Origin of the sequence: Caldicellulosiruptor diazotrophicus, from assembly GCF_017347585.1 — a bacterium.
Lineage (GTDB): Bacteria > Bacillota > Thermoanaerobacteria > Caldicellulosiruptorales > Caldicellulosiruptoraceae > Caldicellulosiruptor > Caldicellulosiruptor diazotrophicus.
In genome coordinates this window covers 1,004,762-1,024,640 of record NZ_AP024480.1, presented here as the reverse complement: position 1 = coordinate 1,024,640, position 19,879 = coordinate 1,004,762, and the positions used below count along the sequence as shown (strand labels likewise).

Annotated in this window: 18 protein-coding genes and 1 tRNA gene; 3 read left to right on the top strand and 16 right to left on the bottom strand. The window is 36.2% G+C overall.

Annotation, left to right across the window (positions count from 1 at the left end; genetic code table 11):
- Window positions 1–47: 47 nt before the first annotated feature.
- The 15 genes from CaldiYA01_RS04840 to CaldiYA01_RS04770 all read right to left on the bottom strand — a co-directional run bounded on the left by CaldiYA01_RS04840 (window position 48) and on the right by CaldiYA01_RS04770 (window position 16,539).
- On the bottom strand, window positions 48–335 hold the full coding sequence (locus tag CaldiYA01_RS04840; RefSeq protein ID WP_207182041.1) for a hypothetical protein: 288 nt from the start codon (window positions 333–335) through the stop codon (window positions 48–50).
- A gap of 87 nt (window positions 336–422) precedes the next feature.
- Window positions 423–1,538 carry an aminopeptidase gene (locus tag CaldiYA01_RS04835; protein WP_207182040.1) on the bottom strand — a complete coding sequence of 372 codons (1,116 nt, stop codon included), beginning with the start codon at window positions 1,536–1,538 and terminating at the stop codon, window positions 423–425.
- Window positions 1,539–1,568: 30 nt separating this feature from the next.
- Window positions 1,569–2,291, bottom strand: a complete 723-nt coding sequence (locus tag CaldiYA01_RS04830) for a pseudouridine synthase (RefSeq protein ID WP_207182730.1) — start codon at window positions 2,289–2,291, stop codon at window positions 1,569–1,571.
- A complete protein-coding gene (gene thiI, locus CaldiYA01_RS04825; RefSeq protein WP_307729594.1) occupies window positions 2,284–3,474 on the bottom strand; it encodes a tRNA uracil 4-sulfurtransferase ThiI in 1,191 nt (396 codons plus the stop codon). The genes CaldiYA01_RS04830 and thiI overlap by 8 nt, the downstream gene beginning before the upstream one ends.
- A 3-nt stretch (window positions 3,475–3,477) precedes the next feature.
- Window positions 3,478–4,626: a cysteine desulfurase family protein gene (locus CaldiYA01_RS04820; RefSeq protein WP_207182038.1), complete on the bottom strand. Its 1,149-nt coding sequence runs from the start codon at window positions 4,624–4,626 to the stop codon at window positions 3,478–3,480.
- Window positions 4,627–4,642: 16 nt separating this feature from the next.
- The gene (locus tag CaldiYA01_RS04815) at window positions 4,643–5,374 is read right to left on the bottom strand and encodes a 16S rRNA (uracil(1498)-N(3))-methyltransferase (protein WP_207182036.1); all 732 of its coding nucleotides are present in this window, start codon (window positions 5,372–5,374) and stop codon (window positions 4,643–4,645) included.
- A gap of 11 nt (window positions 5,375–5,385) precedes the next feature.
- Complete coding sequence (gene prmA / locus CaldiYA01_RS04810) at window positions 5,386–6,300, bottom strand: 50S ribosomal protein L11 methyltransferase (RefSeq protein WP_207182034.1); 915 nt, start codon at window positions 6,298–6,300, stop codon at window positions 5,386–5,388.
- A gap of 38 nt (window positions 6,301–6,338) precedes the next feature.
- Window positions 6,339–7,505: a molecular chaperone DnaJ gene (gene dnaJ, locus CaldiYA01_RS04805; RefSeq protein ID WP_207182026.1), complete on the bottom strand. Its 1,167-nt coding sequence runs from the start codon at window positions 7,503–7,505 to the stop codon at window positions 6,339–6,341.
- A 141-nt stretch (window positions 7,506–7,646) separates the two neighbouring features.
- Entirely contained in the window at window positions 7,647–9,470 is a 1,824-nt protein-coding gene (dnaK, locus tag CaldiYA01_RS04800; protein ID WP_207182018.1) for a molecular chaperone DnaK, read from the bottom strand.
- 51 nt (window positions 9,471–9,521) lie between these two features.
- A complete protein-coding gene (gene grpE / locus CaldiYA01_RS04795; RefSeq protein ID WP_207182012.1) occupies window positions 9,522–10,190 on the bottom strand; it encodes a nucleotide exchange factor GrpE in 669 nt (222 codons plus the stop codon).
- A gap of 22 nt (window positions 10,191–10,212) precedes the next feature.
- Complete coding sequence (hrcA, locus tag CaldiYA01_RS04790) at window positions 10,213–11,244, bottom strand: heat-inducible transcriptional repressor HrcA (RefSeq protein ID WP_207182010.1); 1,032 nt, start codon at window positions 11,242–11,244, stop codon at window positions 10,213–10,215.
- A 110-nt stretch (window positions 11,245–11,354) separates the two neighbouring features.
- A complete protein-coding gene (gene hemW / locus CaldiYA01_RS04785) occupies window positions 11,355–12,485 on the bottom strand; it encodes a radical SAM family heme chaperone HemW (protein WP_207182008.1) in 1,131 nt (376 codons plus the stop codon).
- Window positions 12,486–12,513: 28 nt separating this feature from the next.
- A complete protein-coding gene (gene lepA, locus CaldiYA01_RS04780; protein WP_207181999.1) occupies window positions 12,514–14,322 on the bottom strand; it encodes a translation elongation factor 4 in 1,809 nt (602 codons plus the stop codon).
- Window positions 14,323–14,356: 34 nt separating this feature from the next.
- Window positions 14,357–15,604: a CapA family protein gene (locus tag CaldiYA01_RS04775; RefSeq protein WP_207181997.1), complete on the bottom strand. Its 1,248-nt coding sequence runs from the start codon at window positions 15,602–15,604 to the stop codon at window positions 14,357–14,359.
- Entirely contained in the window at window positions 15,601–16,539 is a 939-nt protein-coding gene (locus CaldiYA01_RS04770) for an RluA family pseudouridine synthase (protein ID WP_207181995.1), read from the bottom strand. The genes CaldiYA01_RS04775 and CaldiYA01_RS04770 overlap by 4 nt, the downstream gene beginning before the upstream one ends.
- 79 nt (window positions 16,540–16,618) lie before the next feature.
- On the opposite strand from CaldiYA01_RS04770, the gene CaldiYA01_RS04765 reads away from it, so the two are divergent.
- Together CaldiYA01_RS04765 and CaldiYA01_RS04760 are read left to right on the top strand one after the other, a co-directional pair.
- On the top strand, window positions 16,619–17,743 hold the full coding sequence (locus CaldiYA01_RS04765) for a glycosyltransferase family 4 protein (RefSeq protein ID WP_207181994.1): 1,125 nt from the start codon (window positions 16,619–16,621) through the stop codon (window positions 17,741–17,743).
- Window positions 17,744–17,783: 40 nt separating this feature from the next.
- Window positions 17,784–17,862, top strand: a tRNA-Pro gene (locus CaldiYA01_RS04760).
- A gap of 16 nt (window positions 17,863–17,878) precedes the next feature.
- Here the strand turns inward: CaldiYA01_RS04760 and CaldiYA01_RS04755 are convergent.
- A complete protein-coding gene (locus CaldiYA01_RS04755) occupies window positions 17,879–19,042 on the bottom strand; it encodes a D-alanyl-D-alanine carboxypeptidase family protein (protein ID WP_238480599.1) in 1,164 nt (387 codons plus the stop codon).
- Window positions 19,043–19,196: 154 nt separating this feature from the next.
- On the opposite strand from CaldiYA01_RS04755, the gene sleB reads away from it, so the two are divergent.
- The gene (gene sleB / locus CaldiYA01_RS04750; RefSeq protein WP_207181990.1) at window positions 19,197–19,877 is read left to right on the top strand and encodes a spore cortex-lytic enzyme; all 681 of its coding nucleotides are present in this window, start codon (window positions 19,197–19,199) and stop codon (window positions 19,875–19,877) included.
- Window positions 19,878–19,879 lie beyond the last annotated feature (2 nt).

Here is a 19,879-nt window from a genome sequence, read left to right as displayed (position 1 = left end):
AGGTGCTAAAAATTGAAACTTTGGTTGCTGAGCAGCCTTATCAATTTTTAGTTTTTATTGTTTCTGTATGTGTCTTTAAAAATCTCATAGTTTCCAAATGAAGTCATGCAAATCAGTATGGAATTAATGATAAGAAGCATAATATCCTTAGGTGTATTTTGATGAGGTATGAAGATAAACGAAAGAATAAAAGTTATAACAAATGTGTATATTCTGATTACATAATCTTTGCACCGTTTTTTAAAAATGCTTTTTGTAAACTGGACAATTACATTCGTAGCGATAGCAATACCAGCAAATGTCCCAAGCTGCTGAGCAGAAAGATAATTTTCCATTTTTCATCCTCAATTAATATATTATGTCTACTTCTATGATATTCTTAAAAGGCAAATACTGTGAAAAAATTTTTTCAAGTAAAGAGTCTATTTTAAGTTCTCTGGGTTCAAGCCCTCAAGTTCTTTTATCACAAATCTTCCATCTTTTCTAATGAGCTTTCCATCAAAGTAAATTTCCCCACCACCATATTCAGGTGTTTGAATGAGTACAATGTCCCAATGCACAGCTGATCTGTTGCCATTGTCAGCATCCTCGTATGCGCTACCTGGTGTAAAATGAATGCTTCCTGCAATCTTCTCATCAAAAAGCGTGTCTTCCATGGGCTTTGTAATATATGGATTCAGACCAATTGAAAATTCACCAATATACCTTGCACCCTCGTCGGTATCCAGTATCTTGTTGAGCTTCTCTGTATTGTTAGCAGTTGCCTTTACAATCTTTCCATCTTTAAATTCAAATCTTATATTTTCAAACTTGAACCCTGCATAGTTCGAAGGTGTATTGTATGTTATATAACCATTTACAGAATCTTTGACAGGCGCAGTGTATACCTCACCATCTGGAATGTTCATGTGACCATCGCATTTGATAGCTTTCATGCCTTTTATTGAAAATCTCAAATCTGTATCTTTTGCTACTATCCGAACCTCATCTGTCTTTTGCATAAGCTCAACCAAAGCGTCCATTGCCCTTGACATTTTGCTATAGTCAAGATTGCAAATGTTAAAATAAAAATCTTCAAACTCTTCCAAACTCATCTTTGCCTGTTGTGCCATTGAATAGTTGGGGTATCTTAATATGCACCACTTCGTCTTTGGAACTCTGACCTCTCCGTGAACTTTGTGAAACCATATTCTTTGATACAGATTCATCTTCTCGTCTGGGACATCAGAAAGTTCAAATGGATTTGGTGAAGATCTAATACCTATATATGCATCCATTTTTTCCATAAGATCTCTTTCATTTTGAGCGATCATTTCTATCTGCTCTTCTGTTGCATTCAAAAGAAGAGTTCTGAGCAATGTAGGATGTTTTAGCCACAAAAATGGTTTTGCACCTTTTGAATATGAAAGTTTTACAAGTTCTTTTGCAAGTTCAATCTCCTGTCCAATAAGCTCAATTAAAATGTTCTCGCCTTCTTTTAATTCAACCGAATACTCAATAAGGTTTTTTGCAAGGAGTTTTAATCTCTCATCAGTCAATTTAGCACTCTCCTTTCAGTTTTTTAATTTTCATTTTTCAAACACCTTGTTTGCTGTTTCTCTATCTAAGAAAACAAACTCCCCTTCTTTTAGCTTTCCAAGCTGGAGTTTGCCTATTGCAACTCTTTTTAGTTTCAAAACCTTATGACCAATTTGGTCACACATTTTTCTTATCTGCCTGTTCCTTCCCTCATGGATTTTTATCTCAACCAGAGCATTACCATTTATAAGCTTTAAAATCTTAAATTTGGCAGGTGCAGTCATTTTCCCATCTATCAAAAGACCTTTTTCAAATCTTTCTATTTCTTCCTTAGAAGGAATGCCCCTGATTAAGGCTATATAGGTCTTTTCAATATCGTGTTTTGGATGTGTGACTTTGTATGCAAACTCGCCATCATTTGTAAGAAGAATCAAGCCAGTTGTGTCAAAATCAAGCCTCCCCACAGGAAATACTCTTACATTTATTTTGCCCTTCACCAAATCAACCACTGTTTTTCTTCCTTTTTCATCCTTTGCAGAAGAAATAACTCCAAAAGGTTTGTTAAGCATTATATATACCTTCTGCATCTGCAGAGTTATCCTCTTTCCATCTACTTCAACCACATCTTTTTCTGGATCAACTTTGAACCCAAGCTGGTTCACAAGCTTTCCGTTTACTTTTACCCTGCCTTGCAGGATAATCTCTTCACACTTACGCCGAGAAGCAACACCGCACTGTGCCATAAATTTCTGAAGTCTTACAAGCTCACCTATCTCTAATCACCATCCACTCGGTATTTGTTACTGCCTTTTCAATCAGTTCTTCTGCCTTGAGCTTGCTTTCCTCCGCCAAAACTTGTTCAAGCTTTGGTTTGGTTTTTGGATGTTTAGGAACAAACACAGTACAGCAGTCTTCATAAGGAAGTATAGAGATATCATATGTGCCAATCTTCTTTGCAAGTCTTATTATCTCTTCCTTGTCCATACCAATGAGCGGTCTGAAAACCGGCATTGAAACAGCTGCCTGCGCGCAAAACAGGCTTTCCATTGTCTGGCTTGCAACCTGACCTATGCTCTCACCAGTAATCAAAGCAAGTCCACCATTTTGCATGGCAATCTTTTGTGCAATCTTCATCATGAACCTTCTCATTATTATTGTCAAGAATCTCTCATCACAATTTTCATAAATAGAAAGCTGAATTTCAGTAAATGGAACTATATAGAGCTTTATCTTATCTGTGTATTTTGCCAAAACCTTACACAAGTCTATTACCTTTTCCTTTGCTTTCTCGCCGGTGTAAGGGAAACTGTAAAAGTGAATTGCTTCTATCTCAACACCTCTTTTGGCAATCATAAAACCGGCAACAGGACTGTCTATACCGCCAGACAAAAGAAGGTGCGCCCTGCCACCTGTGCCAAGCGGCATTCCTCCAATACCTTTTTCTTCTGATGAATAGATATATACTTTGTCTCTTATTTCAATATTCAAAGTAAAATCAGGGTTGTGAACATCCACAGTAAGTCCATACATCTTAGCAAACTTTCTCAAGATATGCGCACCTATTAACTTAGAGACATCTGGAGACTTTAGCTCAAATTTCTTATCTGCCCGTTTAGTCTCCACCTTAAAAGTCTTCTTACCCTTCTCAAGCTCACTTTTGGTAACAACTTCAGCAGCCTGTTTTATTCCTTCTAATTTCTTTTCAGCAATCTCGCATATGGTAATTCCTACAATTCCAAAAACGCGTTTGAGCCTTTCTATAGCTTCATCAAAATATTCCTCACTCAAATTTTCAACAAATATCCTGCCCTGCTCTTTTTTGACTATAATTGAATCAAGGTCAGAAAGTCTTTTTTTGATATTCCTGACCAAAGTATCCTCAAAAAAAGGACGATTTTGACCTTTTAACGCAAGCTCACCGTATCTTATCAGCAGTGCTTTCAATTTTGAGCCCATCCTTTACTTTTTTATTTTTCTCAAAAATCGTAGCGCTTTTTCAATGCACTCAAGTGCATAGTCAACCTCTCCAATTTGATTGAGGTAAGAAAACGAAAAACGTATACTGCTTTCTGCAATTTCCATCCTTTTTCCCATGCTGTGCAAAACCTTGTTGTAAGTTCTGCCTTTTGACGAGCAGGCAGACCCAGAAGATGCAAATATACCATAACTTTCAAGTGTGTGAAGAAAAACTTCAGATTTTACGCCCAAAAAAGACACATTTAATATCGCATCGGATGTCTTACCTAAAGGAGAGTTTATCACAACGCTATCTAAGCTCAAAAGCCCTTCAATAAATCTTCGTTTTATATTCCTCAGCTTATCAGGTTCAGAAGCTTTTAGCTTTTCATACACCTCAATTGCTTTAGCAAACGAAAAAATTCCTGGCATATTCTCCGTTCCAGGTCTTATACCTTTTTGCTGCTGTCCTCCAAAGATTATCGGCTGGATGTTTATACCCTTTCTAATATACAAAGCTCCTATTCCTTTTAATGCGTGTATTTTATGACCACTTATCGACATAAGGTCGACATTCAATTCTTTAACATTGGTCTTTTCTTTCATAAAAGCCTGAACAGCATCTGTGTGAACAATAACATTTGGATTTTTCTTTTTCGCAATTTCAGATAGTTTCTTCACGTCAAATATATGCCCTGTCTCGTTGTTGACAAGCATCACACTTACCAGAATGGTATTCTGGTCTACAAGCTTCTCAAACTGCTCAAAATCTAAATTTCCTTCAGCATCCACAGGTACATATTGTATCTCAAATCCATTTCTTTCTAAATACTCAAGTGTAGAAATAACAGAAGGATGTTCAACAAGTGTTGATACAATCCTTTTTCCTCTTTTCTGATGTGCAAATGCACAGCCAATAAGTGCTAAATTGTTTGCTTCTGTTCCACCAGATGTAAAATAAATCTCATCGCTGCTACTTCCAAGTTTTTTTGCAATAATTTCTTTTGCCTCTTTCAGTCTTCTTTCGGCCTCAACACCAAGTCTGTGAAGCGATGAAGGATTGCCATAGGTATCTAGCAAAAACTTTGAAAGCTGCTCAATTACCTCATCAAAGGGCCTTGTGGTTGCAGCGTTGTCAAAGTACACATTCATAATTTTGCACTTCCCTTCACATTTCTCCAAGTTCATGCATTAGGATGGAAAGCGCGGCAATTGAAGCTGTCTCACTTCTGAGTATTCTTTTGCCAAGCGAAATAACTTGTACATTTTTAAAGGTTTTTAACTCTTCTATCTCTTCTTCTTCAAAACCACCTTCAGGTCCAATCAAAATCCCAATGTTATTATAATCTGAAGATAAACACCACTCTGAAGTTTTTGATTCCTTCTCATGAGGAATAAAAAGAAAATCAAGCTTATCTAAATATTTCTCTTTAATCTCAGAAATTCTAATCGGCATTTCGATTGAAGGTGGTATAGGACGAAGACACTGTTTTTGGGCCTCTTGCGCAATTTTGCGCCACCGTTCGACCTTTTTTTCCTGTTTTTCTGAAATATCAATTACCACTCTTTTTGACACCACAGGTACAATTGTTTTTACTCCAAGCTCTGTTGCCTTTTGCACAACAAAATCCATTTTTTGGTTTTTGATAATACATTGAAATAAAAAAATGTTTTTGGTACTTTCTCGGTCATTCAAAGTTTTGCTTTCTATCAAAAGTTTTATTCTGTCTTTGGAAACTTCAAGTATTCGCGATGAGTAGTCATAATTGCCATCACATAGATTTATTTTATCTCCTTCTCTTTTCCTTAAAACCTTGACTATATGATTTATATCTTCTTTATCTATGATGTAGGCAATATCATTCTCAATGTTCTGCTTTTCAACAAAAAAGATTGGCACTTAATATCACCCTACGCAGTTTTTTTGCTAACAACCAAACACCATGTACCCATTTTTTTCACTTCTACAATTTCAAGACTATTTTTCTCAAAGCTTTTCAAAACATATTCAAGCCTGTCTTCAATAATGCCAGAAGAGATAAAAATTCCGTTGTCTTTCAAAACTTTCTTTACATCTCTTGAGAGCCTCATAATGATATCAGCAACAATGTTAGCAACAACCAAATCAAACTTTTCTTCTATACCTTCAACAAGGTCATTCTTTTTTATCTCAATCTCAACTCCATTTAACCTTGCGTTCTCTTCTGCCACCTTAACAGCAACCTCATCAATATCAACTGCCAAAACTCTTCTTGCCAAAAACTTCTTTGCAGCTATTGCTAATATCCCCGAACCTGTCCCAACATCAAGAACATCCATCTCTGGCTTTACATATTCCTGGATAGCCTCAAGGCACAAAATGGTTGACTCATGAGTTCCTGTGCCAAATGCCATACCAGGGTCAAGCCTAACAATTGTTTTGCTGTCTTCGGCTTTATAATCTTCCCATGAAGGAACAATTGCAATATTGCCTATCTCAACAGGTTTATAATACTTTTTCCACTCTTCTGCCCAGTCTTTTTCATCAATCTCAGAAACGCTAATTTTGCCTTCTCCTACATTAATATATTTTGAAGCCTCTTTAAGCCTTTCCTCAATTGTATGGATAAGCTCTAAAATATTGCTGTTTTCAGGAAAATAAGCATAAACTCTTGCATAATCCTTTTTTGTAAACTGATTTTCATCAATATAATCCCATAAATTTGGTCTTGTCACAATCTCATTGTCTTCAATGGCAACACCGTTTGCTCCAAGTTCGTATAAAATATTTGAAATAGCATCTTCTGCCTCTTCGGTAGTCTTAATTGATATCTCATACCATCTCATTTGTTCTTTCTTCTCCTTCTTTCAAATTCAAAAGTACTTTATGAAAAAGCTTCTCTTATTCTATCCCAAAAATGTTTTCTCTTTTCATACCCTTCTTCAGATGAAAGTCTTTCAAACTCTCTCAAAAGTTCTTTCTGCTTTTCTGTAAGCTTTTTTGGAACCTCCACTATAAACTTTACAATAAGGTCGCCTCTTCCTCGCGAACGCAGGTTCGGAACACCCTTGCCTCTAATTCTGACCTCATCACCATTTTGTGTCCCTGGTTCAATTCTCACCTTTGTCTTACCATCAAGCGTTGGAATTTCTATCTCTCCACCCAAAGCTGCATTAACAAATGTTATTGGAACCTCAATATAGAGGTCTTGCCCGACTCTTTTGAACACAGGATGAGGCGCTACTTTTATTCTAATATGCAAATCACCGTTTGGTCCACCTTTTATGCCACTTTCACCCTCGCCTCTTAATGTTATTACCTGACCATCATCAATTCCTGCCGGAATGTTAATCTTTACTCGTCGCTGTCTTCTTACATTTCCTGTTCCGCCACATTCTCTGCATGGGTCTGTTATAATAGTTCCTGTTCCGCCGCATGCATCACAGGTTTTTATGGTGGTGAACTCTCCAAAGAATGTTGCCTGTCTTGACCTTATCTGGCCGGTGCCGCCGCACTTTTGACATCTCACAGGTGCAGAACCGGGTCTTACACCACTTCCACCACAAACGCTGCACTTTTCAGTTCTGTAAATTGGTATCTCTTTTTCACAACCAAATACAGACTCTTTGAGAGTCAGCTCTAAATCGACATATATATCAGCACCTTTTTTTGGTGTCTCTTTTCTTCTTCTGGATGTTCCAAATATATCAAAACCTTCAAATAGGTCTTCAAAAATGTCGCCAAAACTACCAAAATCAAAGTCAGCAAACCCACCGCCAAATCCACCAGAAAAACCACCGCTGCCTTGCGCACCATATTTCGGGTCAAACGCTGCATGGCCAAACTGGTCGTAAAGCTTTCTCTTTTCAGGGTCGCTCAAGACTTCATATGCTTCATTTATCTCTTTGAATTTTTCCTCTGCTTCTTTATTACCTGGATTTGCATCAGGATGGTATTGTTTTGCAAGTCTTCTGTAGGCTCTTTTTATCTCTTCCTCTGTTGCATTCCTTGAAACACCTAAAATTTCATAATAGTCTTTTTTTTGTGCCATTCTTCATCACCCGCTTATTTTACTGGACTGAATATTATTATATACTAATAACATGAATTTCACAAATAATCATAAAAAGGACCAAAGCCATTTTTAAAAACTTCATGACTTTGGTCCTCTACCTTGTTTTCATTATAGTCTTTAGTATACTTTATAATCAGTATTTACATTGCCATCAGGACCACCTTGGCCGCCACCTGGGTTTTGTCCACTCTGTGGTCCCGATGTGGTATAACCCTGCTGATAAAGTCTTGTAGACACATCATAGAACGATTTTGTGAGTTCATCAATTGCCCTTTCAATCTGTTCTTTATCTTCACCATTCATAACATCTTTCAAGGATTTTAGTTTTGACTCAATCTGCTGCTTTTCAGCATCTGTCATCTTGTCACCAAGTTCACGAAGTAGCTTTTCTGTCTGGTAAATGATAGAGTCTGCTCTGTTTCGGGCCTCAATTAGTTCTTTTCTCTTTCTATCCTGTTCAGCGTACATTTCAGCTTCTTTAATAGCTCTTTGAATCTCTTCTTCACTCAAATGTGTCTGGGATGTTATTGTAATCTTCTGCTCTCTTCCTGTGCCAAGGTCTTTTGCTGAAACATGTACAATACCGTTTGCGTCTATATCGAATGTAACCTCAATCTGTGGCACTCCTCGCGGTGCAGGTGGAATACCATCAAGTATAAATCTTCCAAGTGTCTTGTTGTCCTTTGCAAGTGGTCTTTCTCCTTGCAGAACGTGAATCTCAACCTGTGTCTGACCATCTGCTGCTGTTGTAAATATCTGGCTTTTTCGTGTTGGAATTGTAGTATTTCTTTCAATAATCTTAGTGAACACGCCACCCAGAGTTTCAATTCCAAGGGAAAGTGGTGTTACGTCCAAAAGCAATATATCTTTTACTTGACCTCCAAGAACACCTGCCTGGATTGCAGCACCAATTGCAACACACTCATCCGGATTTATTCCTTTAAACGGCTCTTTGCCAGTAAGTTTCTTTACAAATTCCTGAACATAAGGAATTCTTGTTGAACCACCAACTAAAATAACCTTGTCAATCTGCTCTGGGGTGAGCTTTGCATCAGAAAGTGCTGTCTCAACAGGCTCTCTTGTTTTTTCTACAAGGTCTTTTATAAGTTCTTCGAACTTTGCGCGTGTCAATACCATATCAATGTGTTTTGGACCGTTTGCATCTGCTGTGATAAATGGCAGATTTATTGTTGTCTGAAGCGCAGACGAAAGTTCAATCTTTGCCCTCTCTGCTGCATCTTTTAGTCTCTGGAGCGCAACTTTGTCTTGTCTCAAATCAATTCCGTGCTCTTTCATAAACTCATCAGCTATATAGTCGATAATCCTTTGGTCAAAGTCATCACCACCAAGTCTGTTGTTACCAGATGTTGCTAAAACTTCAATAACTCCATCGCCAATCTCCAAGATTGAAACGTCAAATGTTCCACCGCCAAGGTCATATACCATTATCTTTTGATGACCTTCTTTGTCAAGACCATAAGCTAAAGCTGCTGCTGTTGGCTCGTTGATGATTCTCAAAACTTCAAGTCCTGCAATTCTACCTGCGTTTTTTGTTGCCTGCCTTTGCGAATCTGTAAAGTAAGCAGGAACAGTTATAACGGCCTGTGTTATTTTTTCACCAAGATATGCTTCTGCATCAGCTTTAAGTTTCATCAAAATCATAGCAGATATTTCTTCTGGGGAATATTCCTTATCATCTATCTTTATTCTTCTGTTTGTGCCCATATCTCTCTTTATTGATATAATAGTCCTTTCAGGGTTTGTGATAGCCTGTCTTTTTGCTGCATGACCGACAAGCCTCTCACCTGTCTTGGTGAAAGCTACAACTGATGGAGTTGTTCTGAATCCTTCTGCGTTAGGAATTACAACAGGCTGACCACCTTCAATAACTGCCATACAAGAGTTTGTTGTACCAAGGTCTATACCTAAAATATGAGCCATTGTTATCAACCTCCTTATTTCTAAAAATTTAGTTTCAAATTCTTACTTAATTTAATTTGCATTTGCAACCTTTACAAGACTATATCTAATAACTCTATCTTTTATCTTGTAACCTTTTTGGAATTCTTCAATTACAACATTTTTACCGTACCTTTCATCTTCAACATGCATAATTGCATTGTGAAGGTACGGGTCAAATTCTTTATTTAAAGCCTCAATTGGCTCAACACCAAGTTTGGAAAAAATATCATCAATCTGTTTTTTTATCATTTCAAGCCCCTTTAAAAGATCATCATTTGTATCTTTTGAATTTTTTGCAGAATCAATTGCTCTTTCAAAGTTGTCAACAATCGGAAGGAATTTCCCAACAACATCAGCAACAACTTCATAATACATATTCTCTTTATCTTTTGCTATTCTCTTTTTGTAGTTATCAAAATCAGCAGCTATTCTCTGACATAGACTTTTGTACTCTTCAACCTCCCTTTCTTTCTCTTCTAGCTGCTTTTTTAAAGTTTTCACAATGTCCTCTTGGTGAGGTTCAACTTCAATATTTTCACTACTTTCATTTGCCCCATCATTTTCCTGTGTTTTTGCTGCGTCCTCTTGAGATTCTTGAGAATTTTCATTTTTTCCCCCGAAATTTGCTTCTTCTAAAATCTGAGCCTCAGAAGAATTTACATCCTCACTCTTTAAATCTTTGTTTTCCATTTCAAACATCTTCGCAAATCACCTCTTTAATTTATTCTGTGAAAAGTCTAGTCAAAATATCAGATAATGTATCGCAAATATAATCAATCAGTGAAACTGTTTGAGAATATCTCAGCCTTTTTGGACCAATTATGCCTATCGAACCAGCAATATTATCACCTATTTTGTAAGTGGAAAGAACAATACTGCACTCTTTTAAATCCTCTATGGGATTTTCTGTCCCAATCCTGATGGTTATATGTTCATGCATTGCAGAGTTTATTATTTGTCTTAACATCTCCTTTTGCTCAAATATATGCAGAAATATCTTTGCCTTTAAAACATCACTAAACTCTGGAAAATCAAACATGTTCTTGATTCCACTCAAAACAACTTCTGTACTATCAGCAGCACTAATTGTGCGCAATACATTTTCAATTATTGGCGACAAGATTGTTTTGTTTTTACCAAGTATATTTTCGATGTCAAGTACAATTTTCTGATCAATCTCTTCAAGTCTAAGTCCGCTTAGTTTTTCATTAAGGATATTCGATATATATATGAAATCTTTTATATCCACATTCTCCGGTTTGTCCAAGAGAATATCTTTCACAAGACCTGTGTTTGTTACTAAAATTAGTATATATCTTTTGCTATCAACCGGTACAAGTTGAAGAAACTTTATAAAACTCTTTTTTACATTTGGTGTTGAAATTACAGCTGTGTAGTTCGTAAGATTAGATATTATTTTCGCAATGGTTTCCATATATTCATTTATTTCATTAAATTTAATATTAAGCTGCGACCTGATATATTCAACTTGCTGTGGCGAAAGTCTTGATACCTTCATCAGCTCATCAACGTAATACCTGTAGCCCTTATCTGAGGGAATCCTACCAGCTGATGTGTGAGGCTGCTCTAAATATCCCATCTCTTCTAAATCCGACATCTCATTTCTGATTGTAGCAGAAGAAATACCAAAAATGTACTTCTTAGCAATTGTTCTTGACCCAACAGGCTCACCTGTATTTATATAATCATCTATAATGGCTTCCAGTATTCTTTTTTTTCTTTCATCCAGCATTTTCCTCACCTTACTGTTAGCACTCTCTGTTGATGAGTGCTAATTCTAAGATATAAGATATCACTTGAGTAGATTTTTGTCAAGTATATTTTTGACTTTCTTTGACCTTTTTATACAAATTCCCGCCACACCAAATTTGCAAGGTCAATTCCTCTTTCTGTAAGTTTTAGACGGCTGTTGTTTACCTCTATCAATCCATATTTTTTCAGCTTCTCAATTTGAGAGTTGTACTTTCTTTCAAACTCTACGCCAAATCTTTCTCTAAATTCATCAAGAGAAAATCCTTCTATCTTTCTTAGCCCTAATATGATAAACTCCTTTTCACTTTCTTCATTTGAAATAAACTCCTCCCCTTCCACAGCTAAACCATTTTCCTTAATTTTCTTAGCATATTCGTTTATATTAGAAGTGTTATAATACCTACAACCCTCAAAAAATGAATGAGCTGCACAGCCAATTCCAATGTATTCCTCTACATTCCAGTATTTCAAGTTGTGTTTGCACTCAAAACCTTTCTTAGCAAAATTAGAAATCTCATAATGATAAAGTCCAACCTCAGAAAGTATTCTCTTTGCCCACCAGAACATTCTTCTTTCTTCATCTTCGCTTGGCAATAAGCTCTTATACTCTTCGTATCTTTCAAAAAGAGGTGTTCCCTCTTCTATCTTCAGTGAATAAATTGACATATGAGGCGGTGAAAATTCTAAAAGAGTCTTAAGTGTTTGCATAAAACTTTTAAAAGTCTGATATGGAAGACCTGTGATAACATCAACGCTAAAATTTACAAAATATAAAGGTACCACACTCAAAATCTTAAGCGCAACTTCAGAATTATGGACTCTACCAATTGCTCTCAGTTCTACATCGTTAAGCGACTGTATCCCCACACTGAGTCTGTTTACTCCTGCCAAGCTGTAGCTTCGAAGTTTTTCCTGTGTGATACTCTCAGGATTTGCTTCGATGGTTATCTCGCAGTTGCTTTTAATCTTGAAATTTGAATATAAAAATTCTAATAGTGCTAAAATATACTTGGCAGAAATGAAAGAAGGTGTGCCACCCCCTATATAAATTGTGTCTATTTCAATTTCATAATTTTCTTTATAATAAATTAACTCACTTTCAAGCGCTCTAAAATATGAAAAAATCACATCATCATTTACATTTTCATATGACACAAAATCGCAGTAATAACACTTCTTTTTACAAAATGGAATGTGAATATATAGTCCTACAGTTTTCAATTGTAAGTTGCACTTCCTTCTAAATGTTTTAATCTTCAAGCTTTAAAACAGCCATAAATGCCTCCTGCGGTATCTCAACCTCGCCAACCTGTTTCATGCGCTTTTTACCTTCTTTTTGCTTTTCTAAAAGCTTCTTCTTTCGCGTAACATCCCCGCCATAACACTTAGCAAGCACATCTTTTCGCAAAGCTTTTACCGTTTCTCTTGCAATAACCTTACTGCCAATGCAAGCTTGAATTGGTATTTCAAATAAGTGTCGAGGAATCTCCTCTTTTAATTTCTCAACAATTCTTCTTGCTCTTTGATAAGCTTTATCCCTGTGAACAATAAACGAAAGTGCGTCAACAACTTCGCCTTTTATCATAATGTCAAGCTTTACAAGTTTTGACTCAGTATACCCTATAAATTCATAGTCAAACGACGCATAACCTTTTGACCTTGACTTTAGAGCATCGAAAAAGTCGTACACAATCTCCATAAGAGGCATTTCATAAGTGAGAATAACTCGTGTTGTCTCAATATATGACATATCTTTAAAAATTCCTCTTCTTTCCTGGCACAGCTCCATTACACTACCTACAAATTCGTTTGGTACCATAATAGTTGCTTTTACCATTGGCTCTTCCATCTTGGCAATCTCGTTCGGGGGTGGCAGTTTTGTTGGATTGTCAATATACAAAACCTCACCGTCTGTCTTTGTAACCTTAAACACAACAGAAGGTGCTGTTGTGATTATATCCAAATCATATTCCCTCTCAAGCCTTTCTTGAACAATCTCCATATGCAAAAGCCCAAGAAATCCACATCTAAAACCAAAACCGAGTGCCGCTGAACTTTCTGGTTCAAAAAACAGCGCCGCATCGTTTAACTGAAGCTTTTCTAAAGCTTCTTTTAGCTCTTCGTACTTCGTATCTCCTGTCGGATAAATTCCACAGAACACCATTGGATTTAATCTTCTAAAACCCGGTAGAGGTTCATCAGCCGGATTGTTCGCATCAGTTATAGTATCACCAACTCTTGTATCCCTTACAGTCTTAATTGACGCTGCAATGTAGCCAACATCACCTGCTCTCAGCTCATCACATGGAATTAACATCCCTGGTTTAAAATACCCAACTTCTGTTACAGTAAATTGAGCACCTGTTGACATCATCTTAATGGTCATATTAGGTTTTACAACTCCGTCAAACACTCTTACATACGCCAAAACACCTTTGTAGTTGTCATAAAGCGAATCAAAAATCAAAGCTTTTAGTGGTTTTGAATCGTCACCTTTCGGTGGCGGAATATCTCTTACTATCCTCTCTAAAACCTCTTCAATATTAATACCCATTTTAGCTGAGATGAGCGGTGCATCTGATGCATCAAGTCCAATCATATCTTCTATCTCTTTTTTGACCTCTTCAGGTCTTGCACTTGGAAGGTCAATCTTGTTTATAACAGGTATTATCTCTAAATTGTGTTCAAGCGCGAGATAGACATTCGCAAGCGTCTGTGCTTCAATACCTTGGGTTGCATCAACAACCAAAATTGCACCCTCACAGGCAGCAAGGCTTCGTGAAACTTCATAGGTAAAGTCAACATGACCAGGAGTATCTATCAAATGAAAGGTATATTCCTTTCCATCCTTTGCTTTATAGTTGAGCCTTACCGCCTGGGCTTTTATGGTAATCCCTCTTTCTCTTTCTATGTCCAAGGTGTCAAGGACCTGGTCCTGCATCTCTCTTTCTGTTAGTGCTCCTGTGAGCTCAATTATTCTGTCAGCTAAGGTTGACTTCCCATGGTCTATGTGAGCAATTATGCAAAAGTTACGAATTCTGTCTTGTCTTCTTTCCACCTCAGTATAATCCCCCTACATACTCAAATTTTGTTTATTGCACAGTTCTAAGCCATTTATCAACATCTTCAAGCAGTTTCTTGGCATAATTAATGTAGGATGTTTTTACATCAGTTCTATTTAAAATGTCTTTTGCTTTAAGAACAATAAAATCATAGTAACTTGCATTCCTTCTTGTCTTTCTAAAGATATATATTGGCTCAACTGATACCTTTTTAGTGAGCTTATTTTCTTTTTTAACAAGATCAAGTCTCACTGTCAAACCAAATCTATTGTATGGAAAAATAACTGTCTGGTCGCACAGGAAATTACCAAGCGAATAAAATACTATCCCTTCTTTTACGTTGCCTGACTCATCCTCAACCTTAACCTTTTCAAACGGCTGAATTGTATGAGTATGAGTACCAATTACAATATCAACACCATTCTTTATAAGCTCTTTTGCAAATTCTTTCTGCTCAAAACTAACTGAGTTTGAATTTTCAACTCCCCAGTTTGTATATGCTATTATAACGTCACAATTTAACCCTTTCAAGTATTCAATTTCATTTTGAATTTCATCTTTGTTTAAAATACTGATAAAGTTTTTGTAATTTAAGTTTTCTCCCAAATAGATTGATGAAAGATCTTTTGTAAATGCAGCAACACCAACTCTTATATTATTTATATCAAAAACTTTTGAAGTATGTTCTTCTTGAGTAAACTTAACACCAACTGTTTCAATTTTAGCATCTTTTAGATTTTTTACTGTTTGCTGTAAACCATCTATTTTCCCGTCAAATATATGTGATGATGAAAGTACTGCAAGATTAAACCCAGCTGATTTTAGAATGTTTAGAACCTCTTTTGGAGCATTGTACTTTCCATATGTTGAAACAGGGATAACATCCGTAATTGTGCTATCAAACTTGAAAATACTAAGGTCCGCATAAGTGATATCTTTCACATTTTCCAAAATGTCCCCAAATACATAATTCTGAGATTGCCTATCATAATAAGATCTTAAAAGATAGCCGTTGAAAAACACATCTCCTGCCATAAATAAACTTGCCTTGTATTCTTTTGGTTGGGACTTAAGCTTAACAGACAAAGAATTGTTTTTAGCAGAAGTATTCTTATTCTGCTGTGTCTTTGGCAAAGTCTTTTGCTGAGGTTTTCTAAAAACCTCTTCTGAGACAGGAATGTATTTTTTGATGTACATATTTTCATAATAAAAAAGAGCATTTATTCCTATCAAAAGTATTATGATAAATGACCCCAATACATATAAAAGCTTTCTCATATCTCCAGCCCTCTTTCTTTATATACGTTTATTGAAGAAAAACCTTCGATATCAACTGGGAATTCTACTGTCTCTTTTACTATCTTTTGACCATCCAAATATCTCAAAACACCTTTTTTACCAATCTCAAATTTAAGATAATAAGCACACAAGGCTTGCATTTCTGCCTTGTACTTTTTATTTAGCTTCCAATCACCATACTTGTTGTCACCCAAGATGCAAAGCCCAACGTGCGCAAGCTGCGACCTGATTTGATGGGTTTTGCCAGTTTTGATTTCAACATCAACAAGCTGCAAGTCATCTTTTTGTCTCACAATTTTATATGCTGTCACCACTTCTGAATATCCATCTTGTGGAAAGTCAGAAATATATACTTTGCTTTTTTTTGAATCTTTTTTAAGATAGTGAACAAGCACTCCACTTTCTGACAAATCAGCTTTTTTAGTTATACATAAATACTTCTTTATAATTGCCCTTCTACTCATATATTTTAACATCTCGCTTAAAACTTGTCTATTTTTTGCAACAATCATAAGTCCTGCTGTGTTCCTGTCAAGCCTGTGACAAAGCTGAGGAAGCTCTTCTTTGCTGGAATAATTATCTTCTATCCAGTTGACAACTGAGTACTCATTGTTAGAATCTGGATGTGACGGAATTCCGTATGGTTTGTCAATTACAACAATGTTATCATCCTCGTACACTTTAAGAATCTCCACTTTTTTGTACTCCAAAAATCTTTCTTCTATTTCAAAACTTACTGTGTCTCCAAACCTCAAAACCTGTCCTCTTTGAGCGGGAAGCAAACTTACAATAACTTCTCCTCTCCTGAGCATTTTAAAAATTACACTCATTGGAATTGTAGGATATTTCTTTTTTATGGCTTTTTCCACTTTTACCCCTGCCAGTTCCTTATCTACTACAAAATTTACCACCACTTCAATTACCACTCCCTTTTAACACATGAGAATACTAATATCATATAATAAAATTGACCAAATTGAAAATGAAAAAATCATGAAAATTGGCATTGATGGTAGAGCTGCTAAATGGTATAGGGGTTCCGGTATTGGCACATACACCTATCAGCTTTTAAATTATATCAAAAAACTTGACAAAGAAAATGAGTATTTAATAATCTGGCCTGATAGCTGCGAGACAGAGTTTGTACTTGCACAGAATATAAACATCAACCTTCTTCCTCAGCAGTTAGATAAGTTCTGGGAAGAAATTATGATAAAAGAGATTATACTTCAAAATGATATCGATATATATCATGTCCCTCAAAATGGTATTGGGCTTCCTTTGTCTAAAAAGTGCAGTTACATCATTACTCTGCATGACATAATTCCTTTCAGGCTTCCTGAAACAGTTGGACCGGGCTATTTGAGAATATTTAGAGATGTCGTCCCAAAAATTACAAAAATAACCGACTGTATTATCACTGTATCTGAGTTTTCTAAAAAAGATATCTGCGAATACTTCGACATCCATCCATCAAAAGTATTTGTAACATATTTAGCAGCAGAAGACATATATAAGCCCTTACCAGAAGATGAAGTCAAAACCTTTCTTTTGCAAAAATTCAACATTGACTTTCCCTACATTCTTTATGTAGGTGGTTTTTCGCCAAGGAAAAATCTCAAAAGATTGGTTAAAGCTTATTCCTTAATAAGAGAAAAAATCAAGCATATTCATCTTGTTATACCGGGGAAGTTCAGCAGAAGTTATGAGGAAATAAAAAATCTGGTTGAAAATCTTAAGCTCACTTCCCACGTGCATTTTCTTTCCTATGTGGATGTAGAATTTATGCCATATATATACAACGGTGCTTTGCTTTTTGTATATCCATCGCTGTACGAAGGATTTGGTCTTCCACCACTTGAGGCAATGGCTTGCAAAGTCCCAACTATAGCAAGCAACACAACTTGCCTGCCTGAAGTTTTAAAGGATGCTGTACTGTACGTTGACCCTTATTCTGAAGAAGATATCGCTCAAAAAATATTGCTTGTTTTAGAAAATGTAGAGCTGCGAAATCAACTTGCTCAAAAAGGTTATTTGCTTTCAAAAAGTTATAGCTGGGAAAAAACAGTTATGAATACCATAAAAATTTATCAGCAAATTTTTTCCTTGAAATATTAAAAAAATTAGAATATAATTGATGATGTAAATAACAAAAGGCCGGGGCGTAGCTCAGTTTGGTTAGAGCGCTAGCTTGGGGTGCTAGAGGTTCGCTGGTTCAAGTCCAGTCGCCCCGACCATTTTATTTTTTCAAGTTTAGATTTCAAGCCTAAAAAGCATCCGAAAAATATCAAAAAGATTTCTCTTGGGAATATCCTTTTTTGCAATTAAGTCATATGCCCCTAGTAATTTCCCTTCTTGCCATAATTCTAATTTCCCAATTTTTTGTCCCGTTTTCACAGGCGCTGATATTTGCTGAGGCAAAATTACTTTTGGTTCAACTGTACTTTCATCACCTTTTTTAACAAGAAGCTTGACATCTATGCTCAAAATTGTTTCTACCTCTTTCTCAATTCCATTTTTCACTTTTACCTTTCCAAAATAATATCCTTTAGAATAAGGACTGTACATTGAAAAATTTGCAAAACCCCAATCCAAAAGCTTTGTGGCTTCATTAAACCTTGTTTTGCTATCCGGTGCTCCCATTATAACCGCAATTAAATGAAGGCCATTTCTCAAAGCCGATGCTGAGACACAAAACTTTGCCTTGTCGGTAGAACCTGTTTTGACGCCTGTGCATCCTCTATAAAACCTTACAAGCTTGTTTGTATTTGTAAGACCAAATTTGCCTTCTCTTATGGTATCTACCCATGTTGTAAGGTATTTTCTGATAATCTTATGTTTTAAAAGTTCTCTTGACATTATTGCAACATCATATGCGCTTGTGTAATGATTCGCAGCATCAAGTCCATATGGATTTACAAAATTTGTGTCAAGCATTCCAAGTTCTTTTGCTTTTTTGTTCATCATATAAACAAATTCTTGGACGCTTCCTGCAATATGCTCAGCAAGTGCAACACACGCATCATTTGCTGAGGCAATTGCAATTGATTTTAAAAGCTCTTCAACTGTCATCTCTTCATTTTCCTTAAGATAAACTTGAGACCCTCCAAGGCTTGATGCGTTTTGACTTGCAACAACTTTGTCAGAAAGTTTTATCCTACCTTTTTCTATTGCTTCGCATATCAAAATCATGGTCATTATCTTGGTAATTGATGCTGGGGGAAGTTTTTCATGTGAGTTCTTTTCATAAAGAATCTTTCCTGTGTCAAAGTCAACAAGTATTGCTGATTTTGCTGAAATTTCTAAGGACGGTTTTTGGGTTTGAATGGCGTTTGCAAATACTTTATTGTGGTTTACTTGTGAATATACAAATAATAGAAATAATAATATTAAATTTACTAATTGTTTTCTCACCATGTCATCACCCCAATTCTTTAATTCTCCTACTTTTAAATTATCTGCACATTCAGCTTTGGTTATTCATTCATACATATTCTCAAAAAGTTAGATACATAATACTATTTGTAAAATTTTATTTCAGCGTGAATCAAGCTGCACGGGGTGATGATAAATGAGATATGTAAAAGCATTAATATTACTCATCCTTTTGAGTTTGAGTGTGTATACTTTAGTAGATTATCAACACCTAAAATTTAGATATACTCTTTCTCCTATTATTCTCTCATACTATGGGTCTACAGGACCAGAGGTTATTGAAATTCAAAAAAGACTAAAACAGTGGGGATATTACGATGGACCAATTGACGGTATTTATGGATATAAAACATATATGGCGGTAAGATATTTCCAGGCAAAAAATGGCCTTAAAGTAGATGGAATTGCAGGAAGCGAAACTCTCAGAGCACTTGGAATTGTAACAACAACATCACGTTCATCTTATAGCTCAGACCTCAACCTTCTTGCACATCTTATCAGCGCAGAAGCGCGAGGTGAACCTTATGTTGGACAAGTTGCAGTAGGAGCTGTAGTGCTAAATAGAGTGAGACATCCAAGCTTTCCAAATTCTATAGCAGGTGTAATCTATCAACCAGGGGCTTTTGAGTCTGTAGCAAACGGTCAGATAAACCTCACGCCGACTGTATCAGCAATAAATGCTGCAAGAGATGCACTCAACGGATGGGACCCAACAGGCGGTGCAATTTACTTTTTCAACCCTGCAAAAACTACTAATAAATGGATATGGAGTAGGCCAATTGTAGCTGTTATAGGTAATCATGTATTCGCAAGGTAAAG